A 15,304-nucleotide genomic window follows, 5' to 3' on the forward strand; every position below is an offset into this window, starting at 1 on the left:
TTATTAAATGGTATGCGGGTGTAGTTCAATGGTAGAACTTCAGCTTCCCAAGCTGATAGCGTGGGTTCGATTCCCATCACCCGCTCATACACAAAATAATGTCTAAATTCTGCTGGATTTACTTTCTTTGTCTAGCTCTGTATTAATTGTGTTGTATAAAATAGAATCTTTTGTTGGACATACTACTTGTCTGTATTTTTCTATTATTTCATCATTAAATTTATCTTTAAATTCTTTTACAATGTTTTTGTAATTTTCATCAGTAAAATTTCTTTTTTAAAAAAATTTTAGTAGATAAAAACTGTTGTAGTTTACTTTTATCAAAGCTTTTCAATAAATGACTGGTTGCATAAGGCGTTAAATTTCTTGATACAGCATTTTGCGCTAGCCTTACTAACTTGAGATCTTTACCCTCTGATCTTTCAGATTTATCGTAAGACATGAAATTCCTTAATCAATTGTATATAGAGAAAATATTAAAAAGTGTCGATTCTAAAAAGTCATCAGGGTAATTTAAGTTTGGAAGCTATTATAAACAGTCTTACTTATTGCAGACATATTTTTGTATTAAACTATATTTAGTTTGTAAAACAAGACTTTTCAAGATGATCTATGAAGAAAAAAGTATCAATGTTCCTGGTTTTAGGATTGGCTTAAAAATTTGGAATGCTCCATGCCCAAATCCAGTATTATGCTTGCATGGCAAAATGGATAATGCTGCAAGCTTTGACTTCTTAGCACCTTTATTTCCTGAGCGGCAATTTATTGCTGTTGATTATCCAGGAACAGGATTTTCCAGTTCCTATCCAGAAGGGGTCATGCCTAATTGGAAAAACGATGCGTATTTAATGTTACATCTTCTAAATAGGTTAGGATGGAAATCAGTTGATATTATTGCTCACTCGTTAGGTTCACTTCTAGCAGCTATTATAGCGGTTGCCAAGCCACAGCAAGTAGGCCGATTAACTTTTCTTGATATTTTAGGGCCAACCATTAATTTTAGTGAACAAAGAATGAATTATTTTCATTCTGATGTGGAAGCCTATTTATCTTATAATCCGCGGCAACGTACTTGCTTTCCCGATCAGGAAACAGCAATTCAAGATAGGATGAAGATTGGTAATATAAGCTATCAAGCAGCACAAGCGTTAGTTGCTCGAGGAACTATAAGGAGTAAAGATGGTTGGCATTGGACATTTGATCAACGATTGCGTTGTGTTAGTTCAACGCTGCCGGGTGAGGATGAATTAAGGCAACTATTGAAAGCTATTTCTTTACCCGTATGTCTTATTCGGGCCAAGCAGGGCGTTGCTTACCCAAAAGAAATATTTCAAAGCAGGGCTAAATGTTTAAAAAAGTTAACTGTGTATGAAGTGCAGGGCGGACATCATGTCCATATGGATGATCCAGCCCCAGTGGCAAAACTTATTTCACAATTTTTTATGTCTTAGCTTAAATGGGCGGTTCAATAAGTCGCCTATTTAAATTTATTAGTATTAACTTTTTTCTATCTTATTCTTCAAGGTTTTAAAATTTAAGAGCAAAGCATATCTTGGCCACAGCAAGTAGGTGATTTAATTCTGCCGCATCCATTAGGACATTTTGCTACTTGTACTTGATTATTATCTTTGGATGTTATTGTATCAGTTACCAGTGATTCATCACATTTACCACATACTATTCCTTTAACGCTCATGCCACATACATTGCATTTACATTCCATTGTTTTCTCCAAGAAAATTAAACATTAAATATCGACAATATCAATTCAAAAACACAAGATCAATAAGATTAAAAAAATTTTAATTATCTATTGTATTTTTATCATAATGAATCTTTCATAACAACTTAAGTGGTTTAACAAAGTTCTGCTAAGCCAATTCAAAATTTTTTCTCTGATTTAACCCTAAAAATAAAGAAATTATGATCTCAATTTGTTTCATATATTTGCTAATAAGTTAAAATGAGTGATCTTTATCAAAAAAAAGCCTTTCTAAATTCTGTTTATTGATTATGAAAACAATAGTCAATGAGGTTGTTAGATACTTGTTTTAGAGGTAACAAAGAAAATGATAATAGAAAATAATGGAAGTGTATTAAAAAAAGTTGATGAGATTGATATTCAGCCTGATGGTTCTTTTAACGTGCCGGAAGGAATTACTGAAATTAGTCATAGTGCATTTTTTATGGATCAGGACTCAAAGAGACTTACCATCCGAAATAATGACACCATAGGGTCTACATTTCCATTTTATTATGTCAATAATATTGAGCCAATCAAATTACTCAGAAATTTGATTAAGTTTTTTTACAGCGCATCCAATTCTATCAATTCCTTACAATCTCTTATATTACCTAATAGTATTAATTTGATTGGTGCATCTGCGTTTGAAGGTAACAGGAACTTAAAAAATATCAACCTGTCACCCAATATTACGGTGATTAAGCAGAATACATTTGCTAACTGTGAAAGCCTAGAGACCCTGACGATACCGGAGCAGGTCACTAAAATTGAAGGTTATGCATTTTACCGCTGCAATAATCTGAAAACAATTACGATACCTGACCGTGTCACCAAAATTGGAATGTTTGCATTCTCCCGCTGCATTAATTTAAGAACAATTACGCTTCCTGCTAATATTTATCAGATTCATTATACTGCCTTAGATAATTGTCGAAAATTAGAGCTTATTATTATTAATAGTCATGATCCGGATGCTATAGCGCGTATGACTGATTTATTACCGGAAAGCTTAAGTGAAATAGTTGTTTCTCAAGAATTTGCTCAGAAAATTTCTAATGTGCGTGAACAGCTGCTAAAAAAAATTATTAGTAAGCCAAACACGAATCCACTTTTTCGTTTTTTTAATTACCATGGCCGTACAATGATAACGCAAAAAAATAAGGTTGAGGTAGTGGAAAAAAACTTAGAAAAGCAAGCTGGAAGCTTTCCTTTAGAAATTCTTTCTTATATAAACACTTTTTCAGTCCATGATAATAGGTTTTATCAAAAAGCAAAAAAGTTAGCCCTTAATCTACCCTTGCCCACCAATGAAAAGGAACTTACCGATTATAAAGATAAAGTGCAAGAAATCGTTAATGCATGCATTGAAAAGGTAGACGAGTTGACTACGCCTGCTGCTTTGTCTACAGCTACTGAAGTGCCCGAAGAAAATTTAACAGCACCCTGTTAGAATAGAACCGACATGATGCATTATGTTATATCAATAAATTTAAGTACTACCTATTTTTGGCTACTTACATTTATTATTTTAAGAGCAGTGTAGGTAAAAGTTAAATATAGTAATCCATTAACGCTTAACGTTTGTTTTCACCCATTTAGCAAATGTATCAATAAAATTTTTTAAGAACTTTTTAGTGTCTTCATTGATAATATTATTTTTATCATCAAATAATTTTGCTACGTTACCAATATAAGCTTCTGGTTGCTGCATACAAGGTATATTTAAGAAAACAAAACACTGTCTTAAATGTTGATTAGAGCCAAAGCCTCCAACAGCGCCAGGTGAAGTACTTATTACAGCTCCTGGCTTGCCATCCCAAGCGCTCTGACCATAGGGCCGAGAAGCGATATCAAGGGCATTCTTTAATGCACCAGGAATTGAGCGATTATATTCTGGTGTAACAAATAATAAGCCGTCTACATTTTTAACTTGATTTTTAAATTCTACCCAGGACTTTGGCGGATTACTTTCTTCGTCTTGGTTAAATAATGAAAGCTTATCTATTTCAATAAGTTTTAAATTTAATGTCTTAGGTGCAAGGGATATCAAGACATTAGCAAGTTTCCGATTCCAGGAGCCTTTACGTAGGCTTCCAACGATCACACCGATATTGTATGTTGTCATCATCATTCCTTTGGCAAGAAGTTAATTTCCTTTTTTAAATAGTAGCGCCCTAAATAAAATTTAGTTAGAAAATTTAAATTAATTTTTAAGAAAAATTGGTATATATTTAATTGTTTTGTACTAAAATTAACAAGTATCCAGCACAAAAAGTGCAAGGACTTAAGTTAAATGGTTTAACAAATATTATTAAGATAATTAAAGTCTAAGTTATAAAAGTTATGAAAAGAAGTAAAACTTATCATCATGTATTACCTAATAGTAAAGTAGGATGGGATATCATTAAAGATAATACTGTTCGTGCTACTAGAAGGCAAATCAAAACGCAACAATTAGCTACTGAAATTGCTAGAAAAATTAGCAAAAACCAAGGTACTTCCTTAATCGTCCATGGTAAGGATGGGAAAATCTATCGTAGAGTTCGCAAAAGACAGCCTGAGTCAGATAACTCTAATTTAATAGACTTCTTCTAAAATTGCCATTGAGGGCTAATCTCAGCCGAAAAAGGTTTTCAAAATGCTCATGTACTTCATGACATGGTACTTTTTCCCTTTTTTCGACAGACCTTGTCTCTTCACTAACAGTTTCCGAAGAAGTCTAATAGGTTAAGCTTCGTTAGCTAAAATAAATCTTTTTGCCTATATTTTACTAAAACAATCAATATAAGGCACTTATGAACCTTAAACGTTCTCTTTTGTTCTTCTCACTTACTATGTTTTTAAGTCCAATTTTTGCCACAACTGAAGAAGGCGAAAAAGCATATAATCAACAACGTTATGAAAAAGCTTACCTTCTTTTATTTGAGCAAGCCGAGAAAGGCGATGCAAAGGCACAATATTTATTAGGTAAAATGTATTATAATAATCAGGGAGTTACTTATAATCCGCAAAAAGCAGAACTATGGTTATTAGCTGCTGCCAAGCAAGGAAATGTTAAGGCGCAAGTTTTATTAGCTGATTTTTACTGGTATCAAAAGTCACCAGAAAGTTATGTAAAGGCGCTTGAATGGTACAAAAAGGCAGCTGAAAAAAATGAGCCCCAAGCACTCTATAGCCTAGGCTATATGTATGAAAAAGGGAATGGTGTGCCACGAGACTATAATTTGGCAATGTCCTACTATAAACAATCAGCACAAGCAGGCAATTCAGAAGCTGCGCTAGCAATAGGTTATATGTATGATAGTGGCATAGGCGTTAACAAAGACTTAGCGCAGGCCTTAGAGTGGTATACCAAAGCTGCGAATCAAGGTAATGCCCGCGCGCAATATAATCTTGGTTTATTATATCAATATGGTGAGGGCGTGCCTAAAGATGAGAGTAAAGCATTTGATTTTTTTCAAAAGGCGGCAGAACAAGGTCATGCTAAAGCTCAGTTACAGTTAGGTACTTTTTATGATGTAGGTAATGTCGTGCCAGCCAATTTTGAAAAAGCTTTTTTTTGGTATAAAAAAAGTGCTGAGCAGGGTGATGAGAATGCTCAATACAATATAGCTGACATGTATTTCTATGGTGATGGTGTTGGTAAAGATACACAGTTGTCTCTTATTTGGATGCGTAAATCGGCAGAGCAGGGTTTAGGTAAGGCGCAAAATAAATTAGGTATATTTTGCCGTGATGGCATTGGCATTTCTGCAAATCCAGTAGAAGCGTATGCATGGTTTGCTACAGCTGCAGCTAATGACTTTACAGATGCAATTAAGAATCGGGATGAATTAGAAAAACAATTAACGTCTGAGCAGTTACAACAAGCGAAAAAGTTAGCAGAAGATTATATTTTGCGGTATAAACAAAAAGATGATTTGCTCGAAAATTAGAGTTATTTTCGTAAAGCCACGTGTAAATATTAAATTTTTTAAGTTAATTTAATAATATATTGAAATTGGCATTTCAATACAGTTGCTTGTATAGTTAAATAGTAAATTTAAAGAGCTTGATATTTAAGAAAAATTTTTATTAACTACATTAAGGATCGATGATGTTAAAACAAATAGCAACTTTAAGCATTTTTGTAATTTCCTTGGTTAATTCTACAAATGTACTTGCAGCTTGTCCTGGAGCAGCTTTACCATCAAGTCCAGCATTTTGTAGTTCCTTTAAAGTATCCGCTCAATGTCACTGCACGAGCAATGGTTTACCTAAGTCAATTTGCAGTAATATGCAACAGTTATATCAACGTATGCTTGGAATATTTGGTACTTTAGAGCGAGCTTGTGCATATCAGCGTGAAACATCTGCTCAAGTCTGTATTGATTCATGGAATTGTTATCGCAAAGGTGGTAAAGATTCTAAAGGTAGATTATGTAGTGGCACAGGAAAAGCCTGCAGATAATTCAGTAAATTTAAATTTTGTTTTAAGTGAATTCTAATGCATAAAATAATTATTCTTTTAAGAGGCTATTTTTTTATAGCTTTACTACCAAGTATTGCCTATGCAGAAATAGCCCCCCCTTTAAATACTATTTATCTTGGCTTATCAGCAGGATATGGTGCAACAACTTGGGAAGGCTTAGTGCCTTCAGAAAAAAATAAAAATGGTGCGATGACTATTTCAACGCCTATCCGCGTACAAGAAGGTGGTGTAATGTGGGGATTTTTTTCAGGATATGAAATTAACCCTTTTTTTGCGCTTGAGTCTCACTATCGACGTTATCCAAATGCACGTGTGAAGTTTGATAAAGATAGCTTATTTGCCTTTAATCATGATATGACCCATTTTAATAGTCATACAGAAACCATTGGTCTTATAGGTAAAGTTATGTTAATTGTACCAGATACACCAGTAAGTATTTACTCTGGGGCAGGGGCGGCTATTCTTCATCGTTACGATAAAATTAATAATGATTGGCGAGCAACACCAACGTTCGATATAGGCTTTAATATTCAGCTAAGTCGCCATTTTATGTTAGGTTTTAATGGTAATTATACAGCCGGTTATGGTGAATCCGAGATTGATCCAGCTAAAGATTATTTTCCTTTTCTCTATTCTGTTTTTATGAATTTAGCTTATCGTATTTAATTTTGGCTATAATTGATAGCTAAATTAATTCATATTTAAGTAATCAACCTCTACCTATCGCAGGTATGTATTTAGTATATTTTACATGAAAATTTGTCCCGCAAAAGGGTCGCATAGGTAGCTATGCTGCACTTTTTGTTCTTATTTTCGTACTCCTGATCTCCAAATTTATATTAAATTATTAGTATAATCAGACAATCAATATTACCAACCTTTACTAGCACAAATTTGTTCATAAGCCTTAGTAATTTTTTGTGTTTTGTCATTAGCCATTTTAATCATTTCTTCTGGTAATCCTTGAGCAATAAGCTTATCAGGGTGATTTTTACTAATAAGCCGACGATAGGCTCTTTTAACTTCTTGTTTTGTAGCTGATTGACTGATTTCTAAAAGTGCATAAGCTTGTGCTAATGAATTAGGTGGTGAAGACGTTTGATAATTGTAATTACGGTTGCCTTGATATGATCCTTGCTGCCTTGAGGAATGGGATGATGAGTGAGAGCGAGTATTTCGTTGGTAATGGAAATCTTCATAAAAACGATATTGTTGGCGTAGAGGTGCAAAACCTAAGCGTATAAATACTGAATCGAGCACTTCAACTTTCTTTTCAGACAATCCATCTACTTGAGCGGAGCGATATTGAATATCCATGAATAATTTTAGTAATTCAAGGTTATCACGGCAAACACTTCTTAAGGTAGACAGCATGGTGTCTAAATTAAAGCGTTTATCCTTGCCTTGGTGAAAAAATCGTTTTGCTAATATTTGCTGTTCTTTACCTAGACGCATTTCATCCATTAATTGCCTAGCCATCTGTATTTCATTTTCCGAAACCCGGCCATCTGCCTTAGCAACATACCCCATTACTGTAAAAGTTGCCTGAAAAAAAATTTTTTGAACCGATTTACGCTTCTCATCATGATATGTCCAATGTGGGCGTGAAAAATGAGAAACTAAGCCTCTATCAAAAAGGTTACCAATTAATATTCCAAAAAGAGCTCCCGTAGCGCCGGCTATCAAGTAGCCAAAGAAGCCTCCTAGAATTTTTCCCCACCAGGCATGGGTGGTAAAGAAATGACGAAAATTCACTATCATAGTTCCGATATAGTTATACTTTAATTAAACCTGACCTAAATCTTACTTTTAATAAAGTACAAGGTCCTTGTTAATTTTAGCCTTAATTTTGCCAGGTGTTTTGAACAATTACGAGTTTTATTAAGTTTTAACAATCTTTATCGTCTAATTTTAATGTTTTTTGCTAGAGTTTGTGCTTTTATACCGGGTATAATGGCGAATTTTGTTATAAATTTTTTTATATGCGCCAACTTTATTCTTTTTTACTCTATTGTTTAAGCCCCTATTTGTTTTTCCGTTTATGGTGGAAAGGACGAAAGTTACCTGCTTATAGGCAGCGTATAAATGAACGGTTTGGTTATGGTAATAAAACAAAAACTCACTATGATGTATGGATCCATGCTGTTTCTTTAGGTGAGGTCATTGCTGCGATTCCACTGATTGAAGCACTACTGCAAAAAAATATGCAATTACTCATTACTACTATGACGCCTACAGGTGCTGAAAAAATTCAAGTCCACTTTCAAAATCGCGTGACACATCGTTACCTCCCTTACGATTTACCTCAGGCTTTGTGGCGTTTCTTTAAATTTCATAAGCCACGGCTAGGTATTATCATGGAAACAGAATTGTGGCCAAATCTGATTACAATCGCAACTAAAAAGGAAATACCGTTATTGTTATTAAACGCTAGATTGTCTAAACGGTCTTATGATGGTTATAAAAAGATTAAATATTTATTTAAACCTTTGTTAAATAAATTTAATTTAATTCTTGCGCAAAGCCCCGAGGATGCTTCTTATTTTAAACAACTAGGTGCTAAAGAAGATAGGGTACAGATTGGTGGTAATATAAAATTTGATTTACAAATACCATCACCCAATAAGCACTTATTAGAGTTTGATAACTATTTAGGTAAAAATAGCATAAGGGTTATTGTTGCAAGTACACATGAAGGGGAAGAGCAGCTTATTTTAGCCCGTTTGCATCAATTAAAAGCCCATATTCCTAATCTTGTATTATTAATTGCTCCTCGTCACCCCGAACGCTTTCAAAAAGTTTATCAATTATCCTGTAAAATGGGCTATAAAACTGGGCTAAGAAGTCAAATTAAAAGTAAGATAAGCGATGAAGATGTTATTATTTTAGATTCTATTGGTGAGCTACTAACTTTTTATAAAATCAGTCATTATGCGTTTATAGGCGGCAGCTTAGTTCCAGTTGGCGGTCATAACGTACTTGAGCCTATTGCAATGCAAACTCCAGTTATCAGTGGTAAGTATACGCATAATTTCAAGGCAATTTGCAATGCATTGCAAGAAGCTAACGCAATTATTTTAGTTGATAATGCAGATGAATTAGTTAGTAAGCTTATAGACCTTCATCAGCATCAAGATAAACGGCAGTCTTTAGTAGAGAACGCAACACAAATTTTAAATAAAAATAAAGGTACTGTGTTACGGTATCTACATCAGATCGATAACTTATTATAAATTTAAACACCAAAATAAATTTTTTCTCTAAGCCAACACCTATAGCTTCTCCGTGGGAGCCAATGATGTTGCCTGATTATAGATTCCGCGAACAAGTCGCGGAACGTAGGTAGTTAACAGGGTTAGTTATTGAAGGCTGCTCAGGAGGTTTGATTATCAACCCAATTCTATTAAATCAACGTCCCGCGGCTTGTCCGCGGGATCCAGTAGTAGAGTTGTTTAGTTGTGGATTCCGCTAACAAGTCGCAGAACGTTAGTAAGAGGAAGGAATTAACTACCTTGGTTCTGCCTTTCTTTTATTTCAGAAAGTGTTTTGCAATCAATACAAAGCGTTGCAGTTGGCCTAGCTTCTAGGCGACGTAAACCAATTTCTATGCCACATGCTTCACAATAACCAAAATCTGCATCTCTCAAGCGCTCAAGGGCGTCTTCAATTTTTTTAATAAGCTTTCGCTCTCTATCACGCGTACGTAATTCTAAGCTAAATTCTTCTTCCTGACTGGCACGATCAGAGGGATCGGGGAAATTAGCAGCTTCATCTTTCATATGGGATACAGTTCTATCTACTTCCTCCATAAGAGACTGACGCCATGCTAGTAATATTTTTTCAATATGTGCTAGCTGCTTTTCATTCATGTACTCTTCACCTTCAGTTTCTTGATAGAAGGGAATACCCATGTTACCGGTAGCATCGCTTTTAAATTTTGACTTAACTGATTGCGCTGGCATAATTGCCTCCCACGTTGGTACTAATCCACATACACGCCCTATCCTTGTTTATAATTCAACAAAAGTTTCAAGCGCATATTAAGCGAAAATAATTCTAAGACCTTATTATTTATATAAATGTTTTAGAATTAACTGTACTTAATTTGCACTTAAATCTGACTTTCCTTTCAGGATTTCTTCTTGTCACTAAAAGAATCAGATGTAAACCTAAGGGCATGACAATTTAAGGCGCTTAGGTATACCAAAAATTAGCTCTGTCATCAACTAATTATATACTTTCCTACACTAACTCGGTCATGCCCTTGTAAATCTTGCCAACATCTTATATCTTGATAGCCATAATTATTAAGCATAGACGCAACTGCAGATTTTTGATCAAAGCCGTGCTCAATTAATAATATGCCATTCGGTTCAAGCCTAGCAATACTGTGTTTAATAATGTGTTCTAAGGCGGCTAGCCCATTGGAACCGCCAATTAATGCTAGTTGCGGTTCAAAACGTAGGTCACCAGAAATCAAATGCGGATCATTTGCTGCAACATAAGGTGGATTGGAAACAATAGCATGGAATTTTTTTGTCTCATCAATTTGTGAAAACCAATCAGAATAACAAAAGTGAATATTAGATAAATTCAAAAGATGCGCATTATTTTTAGCGGTTATTAAGGCACCTTCGCTACAATCACAAGCTGTTATTTCCCAATCTGATTTTTCTTTGGCTAAAGCAAGCGCAATAGCGCCACTGCCTGTTCCTAGGTCTAAGATACGTACCTTAGGGCGATCTTTTAATAAATTTAAAGCAATTTCAACGAGTAATTCTGTTTCTGGTCGCGGAATAAGTGTTTCTTCACTAACTTTTAAAGGTAGAGACCAAAACTCACGTGTTCCAATAATATAGGCAACGGGTACCCCCAGTGAGCGGCGAGCAACAAACCGTTGAAAAAGTTTGAATTCTTCTTTCGTTAGTTCAGCTTCAGGATGAGTATAAATATAGGTACGGGTTTTACCCATCGCATGCGCTAATAAAATCTCAGCATCTGTTCGCGCATCGCCTTGAATATATTCGGCTAATTGTCTTATTGCAAGCTCAAGGGAATATTTAATGTTATTATTCATGGCGTCCAAGTTCTGCAAGAAGCTCAGCATGATGCTCACGTTTGAGCGCATCAAGCACACCTGATATATCACCTTCAATAATATCAGTGAGCTGATAAAGAGTTAAATTAATCCTGTGATCCGTTAGACGACCTTGAGGAAAATTATATGTACGAATACGCTCGGAGCGATCACCTGAGCCTACTAAAAGCTTTCTTGTTTGAGCTTGCTCTTGCCGCTGCTTACTCTGCTCTGCATCAAGTAAGCGGGTTTTTAGTAAAGCCATAGCCTTGGCTCGATTTTTATGTTGAGAGCGCTCATCCTGACATTCTACAACGACACCTGTAGGTAAGTGAGTAATACGAATAGCGGAATCTGTTTTATTAACATGCTGACCACCTGCACCCGAAGAGCGATAAGTGTCAATACGCAGTTCATCAGAATTAATTTCAATATCATCAATCTCTTCAACCTCAGGCAAAATAGCAACAGTACAGGTTGAGGTATGTACTCTGCCTTGGGATTCGGTAGCGGGTACACGCTGCACACGATGCGCACCTGATTCAAATTTTAACTGTGCATAAACAGCGTTACCTGAAATTCGTGCAATAATTTCTTTATAGCCACCATGCTCACCAGCATTGGCACTAACAACTTCCACATGCCAGCCTTGGTTTTCAGCGTAACGACTATACATCCGAAATAAGTCCCCAGCAAAAATAGCAGCTTCATCACCGCCTGCTCCTGCTCGTATTTCTAGATAAATATTACGGGAATCATCTGGATCTTTAGGGACTAAATGCCATTGTAATTCATCTTCAAGTCGCTCTACTTCTTCTTTAGCCTCATCAATTTCCTCAGCAGCCATAGTTGCTAATTCTTGATCAGAGCCTGATACCATTTCCTCTAGGGATTTAAGATTAGATTCTGCTTGTAAATAAGTATTGTAACAATTAGCTAAAGGCTCAAGTTGAGCGTATTCTTTCGATAAATTTTTAAATTGATTTTGATCAGCAATTACGGAAGGCTCAGAGAGTAAGTGGCTTACTTCTTGAAAGCGTTCTAATAATTGTTGCAATTTTAATTCGAGCGATTTTTTCATAACGTTACGGGGTCATTTTCGGTATTAAATAAATAATGAGTAAGATCAAGTAACTCTTGTCTGCCATCCCAGGCCGCTTGTTTTAAACCAATAGTAGGATGATGGGTTAACTTATTTACAAGTCTATCGCAGAATTCACGTAATACTAGATCTTGATTAAGCCCGCTAGATAATTTTGTTTTTGCTCGATGTAATTCTTCTTCAGCAAGCAATTGCATACGTTGGCGATAATCACAAATAACTTCCTTGGCCCGTAGTGATCGATGCCATCGAATGTAGTTATCTAATTCACAATCAATTAATTGTTCTGCTTGTAGAGCTGCTAAGCGCCTTTCGCTCATCCCTTGTTCAATCATAGTCTGTAAATCATCTATATTATAGAGATTTGCATTTTTTAATTTACCTACATCAGGTTCAATATCTCGGGGTACGGCTAAATCTAGAAAAAACATTGGTGCATGATTGCGCTTTGCCAACGCGCCTTCTACTAAGCTTTTGTTAATGAAGGGTAGGGGACAAGCAGTAGCGGAAATGATTACATCAGCTTGGGATAAGTGCTCAGGAATATCACCAATGGTTAGTGCTTCACCATTAAAGGTCATTGCTAACTGTTGAGCATTTTCTCGTGTACGACTTGCCACTTTAAAACGATGCATGCCTTGCTTATGTAAATATTTTGCCACTAAGGTTGCTGTTTCACCCGATCCAATTAAAAAAACGTCCAGATTTTTAGAATTAGAGAATAATTTGTTAATAAGTTGTACTGCTGCATAAGCTACTGAAATAGGGTTTATTCCTATACCACTGCGGTTTCTAACGCGTTTACTGGCTTTAAAAACATACTCAAAAATAAATCGTAAATTGGTCTTTATAGTGCCCACTTCGCAAGCTTGCCTATACGCTTGTTTCATTTGACCTAAAATTTGAGGTTCACCAAGCATCATTGAGTCTAAGCCACTAGCAACACGTAGGGTATGCTTTATACCCTGCTCACCATGATATAAATAACAAAAAGGAAGTAAATCATGTTTAGCTACTTGCTGTTCTTGAGCTAGCCAGGGAATTAGCGCCTTAGGGTCCTCTGTTTCACAATAAATTTCTGTACGATTACAAGTTGATAAAATTGCGGCTTCATTGACTGCAGATTGAGCAATTAAATTTTGCAAAAAGTCGCCCTGCACTGCCGGGGGTAAGGCAATTTTTTCACGAACATCTAGGGGAGCTGTTTTGTAATTGAGCCCACAGGCAACAAACACCATATATTTACACGGTTACGCTATAATTATGAATTGTAAACCAAAACTGTTTTCATTTATAGACATCATAAAAATTTAAGATGGAAATTTTAACTTAAAGCTCGAATTTACATAAAAATCAACGGCTCCACTTAGATACACTATGAAAACACTGATCTAGCGCCAGCTAATAAATTTTAGACAAAGATTGTACATAACTGAGCCGAAGGAGCTTGTAACGTAGTATAAAACTTAGTGGCAAGCGCTATAACTCAAGACATTTTAATTTATGCCGCTAACTATAGTGATTCCTTTTATAAGGAGCAGGAAATGGAAATTATCTTGCAAGGTAAACATACTAATGAAGAAGTAGCCGAAAGTTTATTAAGTGTATTGCGTTTATTTAAAGAGCATTATCAAATTACTCAATTTCGCGAGATTCGTTTAAATGTTACTTTACTGGATGACCAAGGCGATGATGTAGAGTTAGTAGATAGTGAAACTAATCAAGTTTATCGAACATTTGAAGTCTATAGAAAAGGGTGTGAATTAAATTCTGGACGCACGCGTCGTCCTGTGCTGCAATTAGTTGTTGATAATACACGTTAATTTGGATTTAACATGCTTATTGCTTTACTTGCTATCATTTTAACTCTGATATTAGTTGTAGGTTTACACGAAGCAGGTCATGCAATAGCGGCAAAATTATTTGACATAAAAATCCAACGGATTTCTATTGGCTTTGGTAAGCCTATTTTATCTTGGAAAGATAAAAAGGGACGGGAATGGGTATGGGCTATGTGGCCCTTAGGTGGCTATGTTAAATTATTAAACTCACGTATTCAAGAAGTTAAACCTAGTGATTATCCTTATTGTTTTGACAAAAAACCAGCTTGGCAGCGTATTATCATTCTTTTAGCGGGCGGTTTAGCTAATTTTGTTGTCGCCTTGCTGGCTTTAACTATTTTTTATATGGTAGGTTATCAGCAATTAGTGCCGGTAATAAAAGAGGTTAACCCTCAAGGCGTTGCGGCAGCTGCAGGTATCAAGGCATCTGATCGTTTTGTAAGTATTGAGCATTGGCCAACAAATTCCTGGCAAGAAGTAGGAAGTGTCTTAATTGTTAATTTAGGTAAATCTAATGTTATTGCTACTGTTGCTGATGCGAATAATCAAGAAAGACAATTAAAGTTAAATCTAGCCAAACCCTTTAATAAAAATACCAAAGGTCTAGCAGGCTACTTAGGTATAACAATTGATAAAACACCTCAATATAAAAAACAGGTTGCGCCGAAACCGTTTTTAATGGCTTTTAAGGAATCATTTAATACTGTTATTCGAATGTTAATTTTTTTAATTTTTGCTTTAAAGCAGATTTTAAGTGGGGCTATTCCTTTTTCATCGCTGCTTGGGCCAATTGGTTTAATCTCAGTTTCCGCTGGTTCTTTAAATCAAGGGGTAATTATCTTTTTATATTTTATAGCGAATTTTAGCTTAGCGGTTGGACTTGTTAATTTATTTCCTATTCCTGGTCTAGATGGCGGTTCAATTTTGTTAACTATAATAGAGAAAATTCGCGGTAAACCTATTTCTATTGCCTTAGAAGTACTCCTTTATCGCCTGGCATTTATTGCGTTTATTGTTTTTCTAATTCAATTAGTTTTAAATGATTTACAACGGATGGTGCACTGATAAC

The 15,304-nt window shown here is 35.4% G+C and carries 17 protein-coding genes and 1 tRNA gene; 10 read left to right on the forward strand and 8 right to left on the reverse strand.

Features of this window, described 5'->3' with window-relative positions; translation table 11 throughout:
• Positions 1–14 precede the first annotated feature (14 nt).
• Positions 15–85, forward strand: a tRNA-Gly gene (locus tag E1P04_RS02115).
• 174 nt (positions 86–259) lie between these two features.
• On the opposite strand, the gene E1P04_RS02120 is transcribed toward E1P04_RS02115, so the two are convergent.
• Positions 260–442, reverse strand: a complete 183-nt coding sequence (locus E1P04_RS02120) for a hypothetical protein (RefSeq protein WP_131781284.1) — start codon at positions 440–442, stop codon at positions 260–262.
• A 163-nt stretch (positions 443–605) separates the two neighbouring features.
• Here E1P04_RS02120 and E1P04_RS02125 point away from each other — a divergent pair, with 163 nt between their 5' ends.
• Positions 606–1,451, forward strand: a complete 846-nt coding sequence (locus E1P04_RS02125) for an alpha/beta fold hydrolase (RefSeq protein WP_131781285.1) — start codon at positions 606–608, stop codon at positions 1,449–1,451.
• 83 nt (positions 1,452–1,534) lie between these two features.
• Here the strand turns inward: E1P04_RS02125 and E1P04_RS02130 are convergent, their stop codons facing one another.
• Positions 1,535–1,723, reverse strand: a complete 189-nt coding sequence (locus E1P04_RS02130; protein WP_131781286.1) for a hypothetical protein — start codon at positions 1,721–1,723, stop codon at positions 1,535–1,537.
• Positions 1,724–2,069: 346 nt separating this feature from the next.
• Here E1P04_RS02130 and E1P04_RS02135 point away from each other — a divergent pair, with 346 nt between their 5' ends.
• Positions 2,070–3,194, forward strand: a complete 1,125-nt coding sequence (locus tag E1P04_RS02135) for a leucine-rich repeat domain-containing protein (protein WP_131781287.1) — start codon at positions 2,070–2,072, stop codon at positions 3,192–3,194.
• Positions 3,195–3,311: 117 nt separating this feature from the next.
• On the opposite strand, the gene E1P04_RS02140 is transcribed toward E1P04_RS02135, so the two are convergent.
• Positions 3,312–3,869, reverse strand: coding sequence for an NADPH-dependent FMN reductase (locus tag E1P04_RS02140; protein WP_282433088.1), 558 nt, complete (start codon positions 3,867–3,869; stop codon positions 3,312–3,314).
• A 218-nt stretch (positions 3,870–4,087) separates the two neighbouring features.
• Between E1P04_RS02140 and E1P04_RS02145 the strand changes: the two genes are divergently transcribed.
• The 4 genes from E1P04_RS02145 to E1P04_RS02160 all read left to right on the forward strand — a co-directional run bounded on the left by E1P04_RS02145 (position 4,088) and on the right by E1P04_RS02160 (position 6,881).
• Positions 4,088–4,339, forward strand: coding sequence for a DUF2188 domain-containing protein (locus tag E1P04_RS02145; protein ID WP_131781288.1), 252 nt, complete (start codon positions 4,088–4,090; stop codon positions 4,337–4,339).
• Positions 4,340–4,539: 200 nt separating this feature from the next.
• A complete protein-coding gene (locus E1P04_RS02150) occupies positions 4,540–5,679 on the forward strand; it encodes an SEL1-like repeat protein (protein ID WP_131781289.1) in 1,140 nt (379 codons plus the stop codon).
• 161 nt (positions 5,680–5,840) lie between these two features.
• Positions 5,841–6,194: a hypothetical protein gene (locus E1P04_RS02155; protein WP_165482653.1), complete on the forward strand. Its 354-nt coding sequence runs from the start codon at positions 5,841–5,843 to the stop codon at positions 6,192–6,194.
• A gap of 36 nt (positions 6,195–6,230) precedes the next feature.
• Complete coding sequence (locus tag E1P04_RS02160; protein ID WP_131781291.1) at positions 6,231–6,881, forward strand: hypothetical protein; 651 nt, start codon at positions 6,231–6,233, stop codon at positions 6,879–6,881.
• A 204-nt stretch (positions 6,882–7,085) separates the two neighbouring features.
• On the opposite strand, the gene djlA is transcribed toward E1P04_RS02160, so the two are convergent.
• Positions 7,086–7,970, reverse strand: a complete 885-nt coding sequence (gene djlA / locus E1P04_RS02165; RefSeq protein WP_427853047.1) for a co-chaperone DjlA — start codon at positions 7,968–7,970, stop codon at positions 7,086–7,088.
• A 227-nt stretch (positions 7,971–8,197) separates the two neighbouring features.
• On the opposite strand from djlA, the gene waaA reads away from it, so the two are divergent.
• Positions 8,198–9,448 (forward strand): lipid IV(A) 3-deoxy-D-manno-octulosonic acid transferase, encoded by a 1,251-nt coding sequence (waaA, locus tag E1P04_RS02170; protein WP_131781293.1) that lies wholly within the window; start codon positions 8,198–8,200, stop codon positions 9,446–9,448.
• Between the two features lie 270 nt (positions 9,449–9,718).
• On the opposite strand, the gene dksA is transcribed toward waaA, so the two are convergent.
• The 4 genes from dksA to hemA all read right to left on the reverse strand — a co-directional run bounded on the left by dksA (position 9,719) and on the right by hemA (position 13,632).
• Entirely contained in the window at positions 9,719–10,177 is a 459-nt protein-coding gene (dksA, locus tag E1P04_RS02175) for an RNA polymerase-binding protein DksA (RefSeq protein ID WP_115331598.1), read from the reverse strand.
• A 260-nt stretch (positions 10,178–10,437) separates the two neighbouring features.
• Positions 10,438–11,292, reverse strand: a complete 855-nt coding sequence (prmC, locus tag E1P04_RS02180) for a peptide chain release factor N(5)-glutamine methyltransferase (RefSeq protein ID WP_131781294.1) — start codon at positions 11,290–11,292, stop codon at positions 10,438–10,440.
• Positions 11,285–12,373, reverse strand: coding sequence for a peptide chain release factor 1 (prfA, locus tag E1P04_RS02185; protein ID WP_131781295.1), 1,089 nt, complete (start codon positions 12,371–12,373; stop codon positions 11,285–11,287). Before prfA ends, prmC begins: the two co-directional genes overlap by 8 nt.
• Positions 12,370–13,632 (reverse strand): glutamyl-tRNA reductase, encoded by a 1,263-nt coding sequence (hemA, locus tag E1P04_RS02190; protein ID WP_131781296.1) that lies wholly within the window; start codon positions 13,630–13,632, stop codon positions 12,370–12,372. The genes prfA and hemA overlap by 4 nt, the downstream gene beginning before the upstream one ends.
• Before the next feature lie 306 nt (positions 13,633–13,938).
• Here hemA and E1P04_RS02195 point away from each other — a divergent pair, with 306 nt between their 5' ends.
• Both E1P04_RS02195 and E1P04_RS02200 read left to right on the forward strand, forming a co-directional pair.
• Positions 13,939–14,217: a hypothetical protein gene (locus tag E1P04_RS02195; protein WP_115332557.1), complete on the forward strand. Its 279-nt coding sequence runs from the start codon at positions 13,939–13,941 to the stop codon at positions 14,215–14,217.
• A gap of 12 nt (positions 14,218–14,229) precedes the next feature.
• Positions 14,230–15,300 (forward strand): M50 family metallopeptidase, encoded by a 1,071-nt coding sequence (locus tag E1P04_RS02200; RefSeq protein ID WP_131781297.1) that lies wholly within the window; start codon positions 14,230–14,232, stop codon positions 15,298–15,300.
• Positions 15,301–15,304: the final 4 nt, after the last annotated feature.

Source organism: Legionella gresilensis (assembly GCF_900639865.1).
In the GTDB taxonomy this organism is placed as follows: Bacteria; Pseudomonadota; Gammaproteobacteria; order Legionellales; family Legionellaceae; genus Legionella_C; species Legionella_C gresilensis.

Bases quoted from the DNA above. Each gene is read 5' to 3' on its own strand.
- E1P04_RS02150 (WP_131781289.1), top strand. From the start codon at position 4,540: ATGAACCTTAAACGTTCTCTTTTGTTCTTCTCACTTACTATGTTTTTA.
- prfA (WP_131781295.1), bottom strand. From the start codon at position 12,373: ATGAAAAAATCGCTCGAATTAAAATTGCAACAATTATTAGAACGCTTT.
- E1P04_RS02120 (WP_131781284.1), bottom strand. From the start codon at position 442: ATGTCTTACGATAAATCTGAAAGATCAGAGGGTAAAGATCTCAAGTTA.
- E1P04_RS02155 (WP_165482653.1), top strand. From the start codon at position 5,841: ATGTTAAAACAAATAGCAACTTTAAGCATTTTTGTAATTTCCTTGGTT.
- E1P04_RS02160 (WP_131781291.1), top strand. From the start codon at position 6,231: ATGCATAAAATAATTATTCTTTTAAGAGGCTATTTTTTTATAGCTTTA.
- E1P04_RS02200 (WP_131781297.1), top strand. From the start codon at position 14,230: ATGCTTATTGCTTTACTTGCTATCATTTTAACTCTGATATTAGTTGTA.
- waaA (WP_131781293.1), top strand. From the start codon at position 8,198: ATGCGCCAACTTTATTCTTTTTTACTCTATTGTTTAAGCCCCTATTTG.
- E1P04_RS02140 (WP_282433088.1), bottom strand. From the start codon at position 3,869: ATGACAACATACAATATCGGTGTGATCGTTGGAAGCCTACGTAAAGGC.
- dksA (WP_115331598.1), bottom strand. From the start codon at position 10,177: ATGCCAGCGCAATCAGTTAAGTCAAAATTTAAAAGCGATGCTACCGGT.
- E1P04_RS02145 (WP_131781288.1), top strand. From the start codon at position 4,088: ATGAAAAGAAGTAAAACTTATCATCATGTATTACCTAATAGTAAAGTA.
- prmC (WP_131781294.1), bottom strand. From the start codon at position 11,292: ATGAATAATAACATTAAATATTCCCTTGAGCTTGCAATAAGACAATTA.
- E1P04_RS02130 (WP_131781286.1), bottom strand. From the start codon at position 1,723: ATGGAATGTAAATGCAATGTATGTGGCATGAGCGTTAAAGGAATAGTA.
- E1P04_RS02135 (WP_131781287.1), top strand. From the start codon at position 2,070: ATGATAATAGAAAATAATGGAAGTGTATTAAAAAAAGTTGATGAGATT.
- E1P04_RS02195 (WP_115332557.1), top strand. From the start codon at position 13,939: ATGGAAATTATCTTGCAAGGTAAACATACTAATGAAGAAGTAGCCGAA.
- E1P04_RS02125 (WP_131781285.1), top strand. From the start codon at position 606: ATGATCTATGAAGAAAAAAGTATCAATGTTCCTGGTTTTAGGATTGGC.
- hemA (WP_131781296.1), bottom strand. From the start codon at position 13,632: ATGGTGTTTGTTGCCTGTGGGCTCAATTACAAAACAGCTCCCCTAGAT.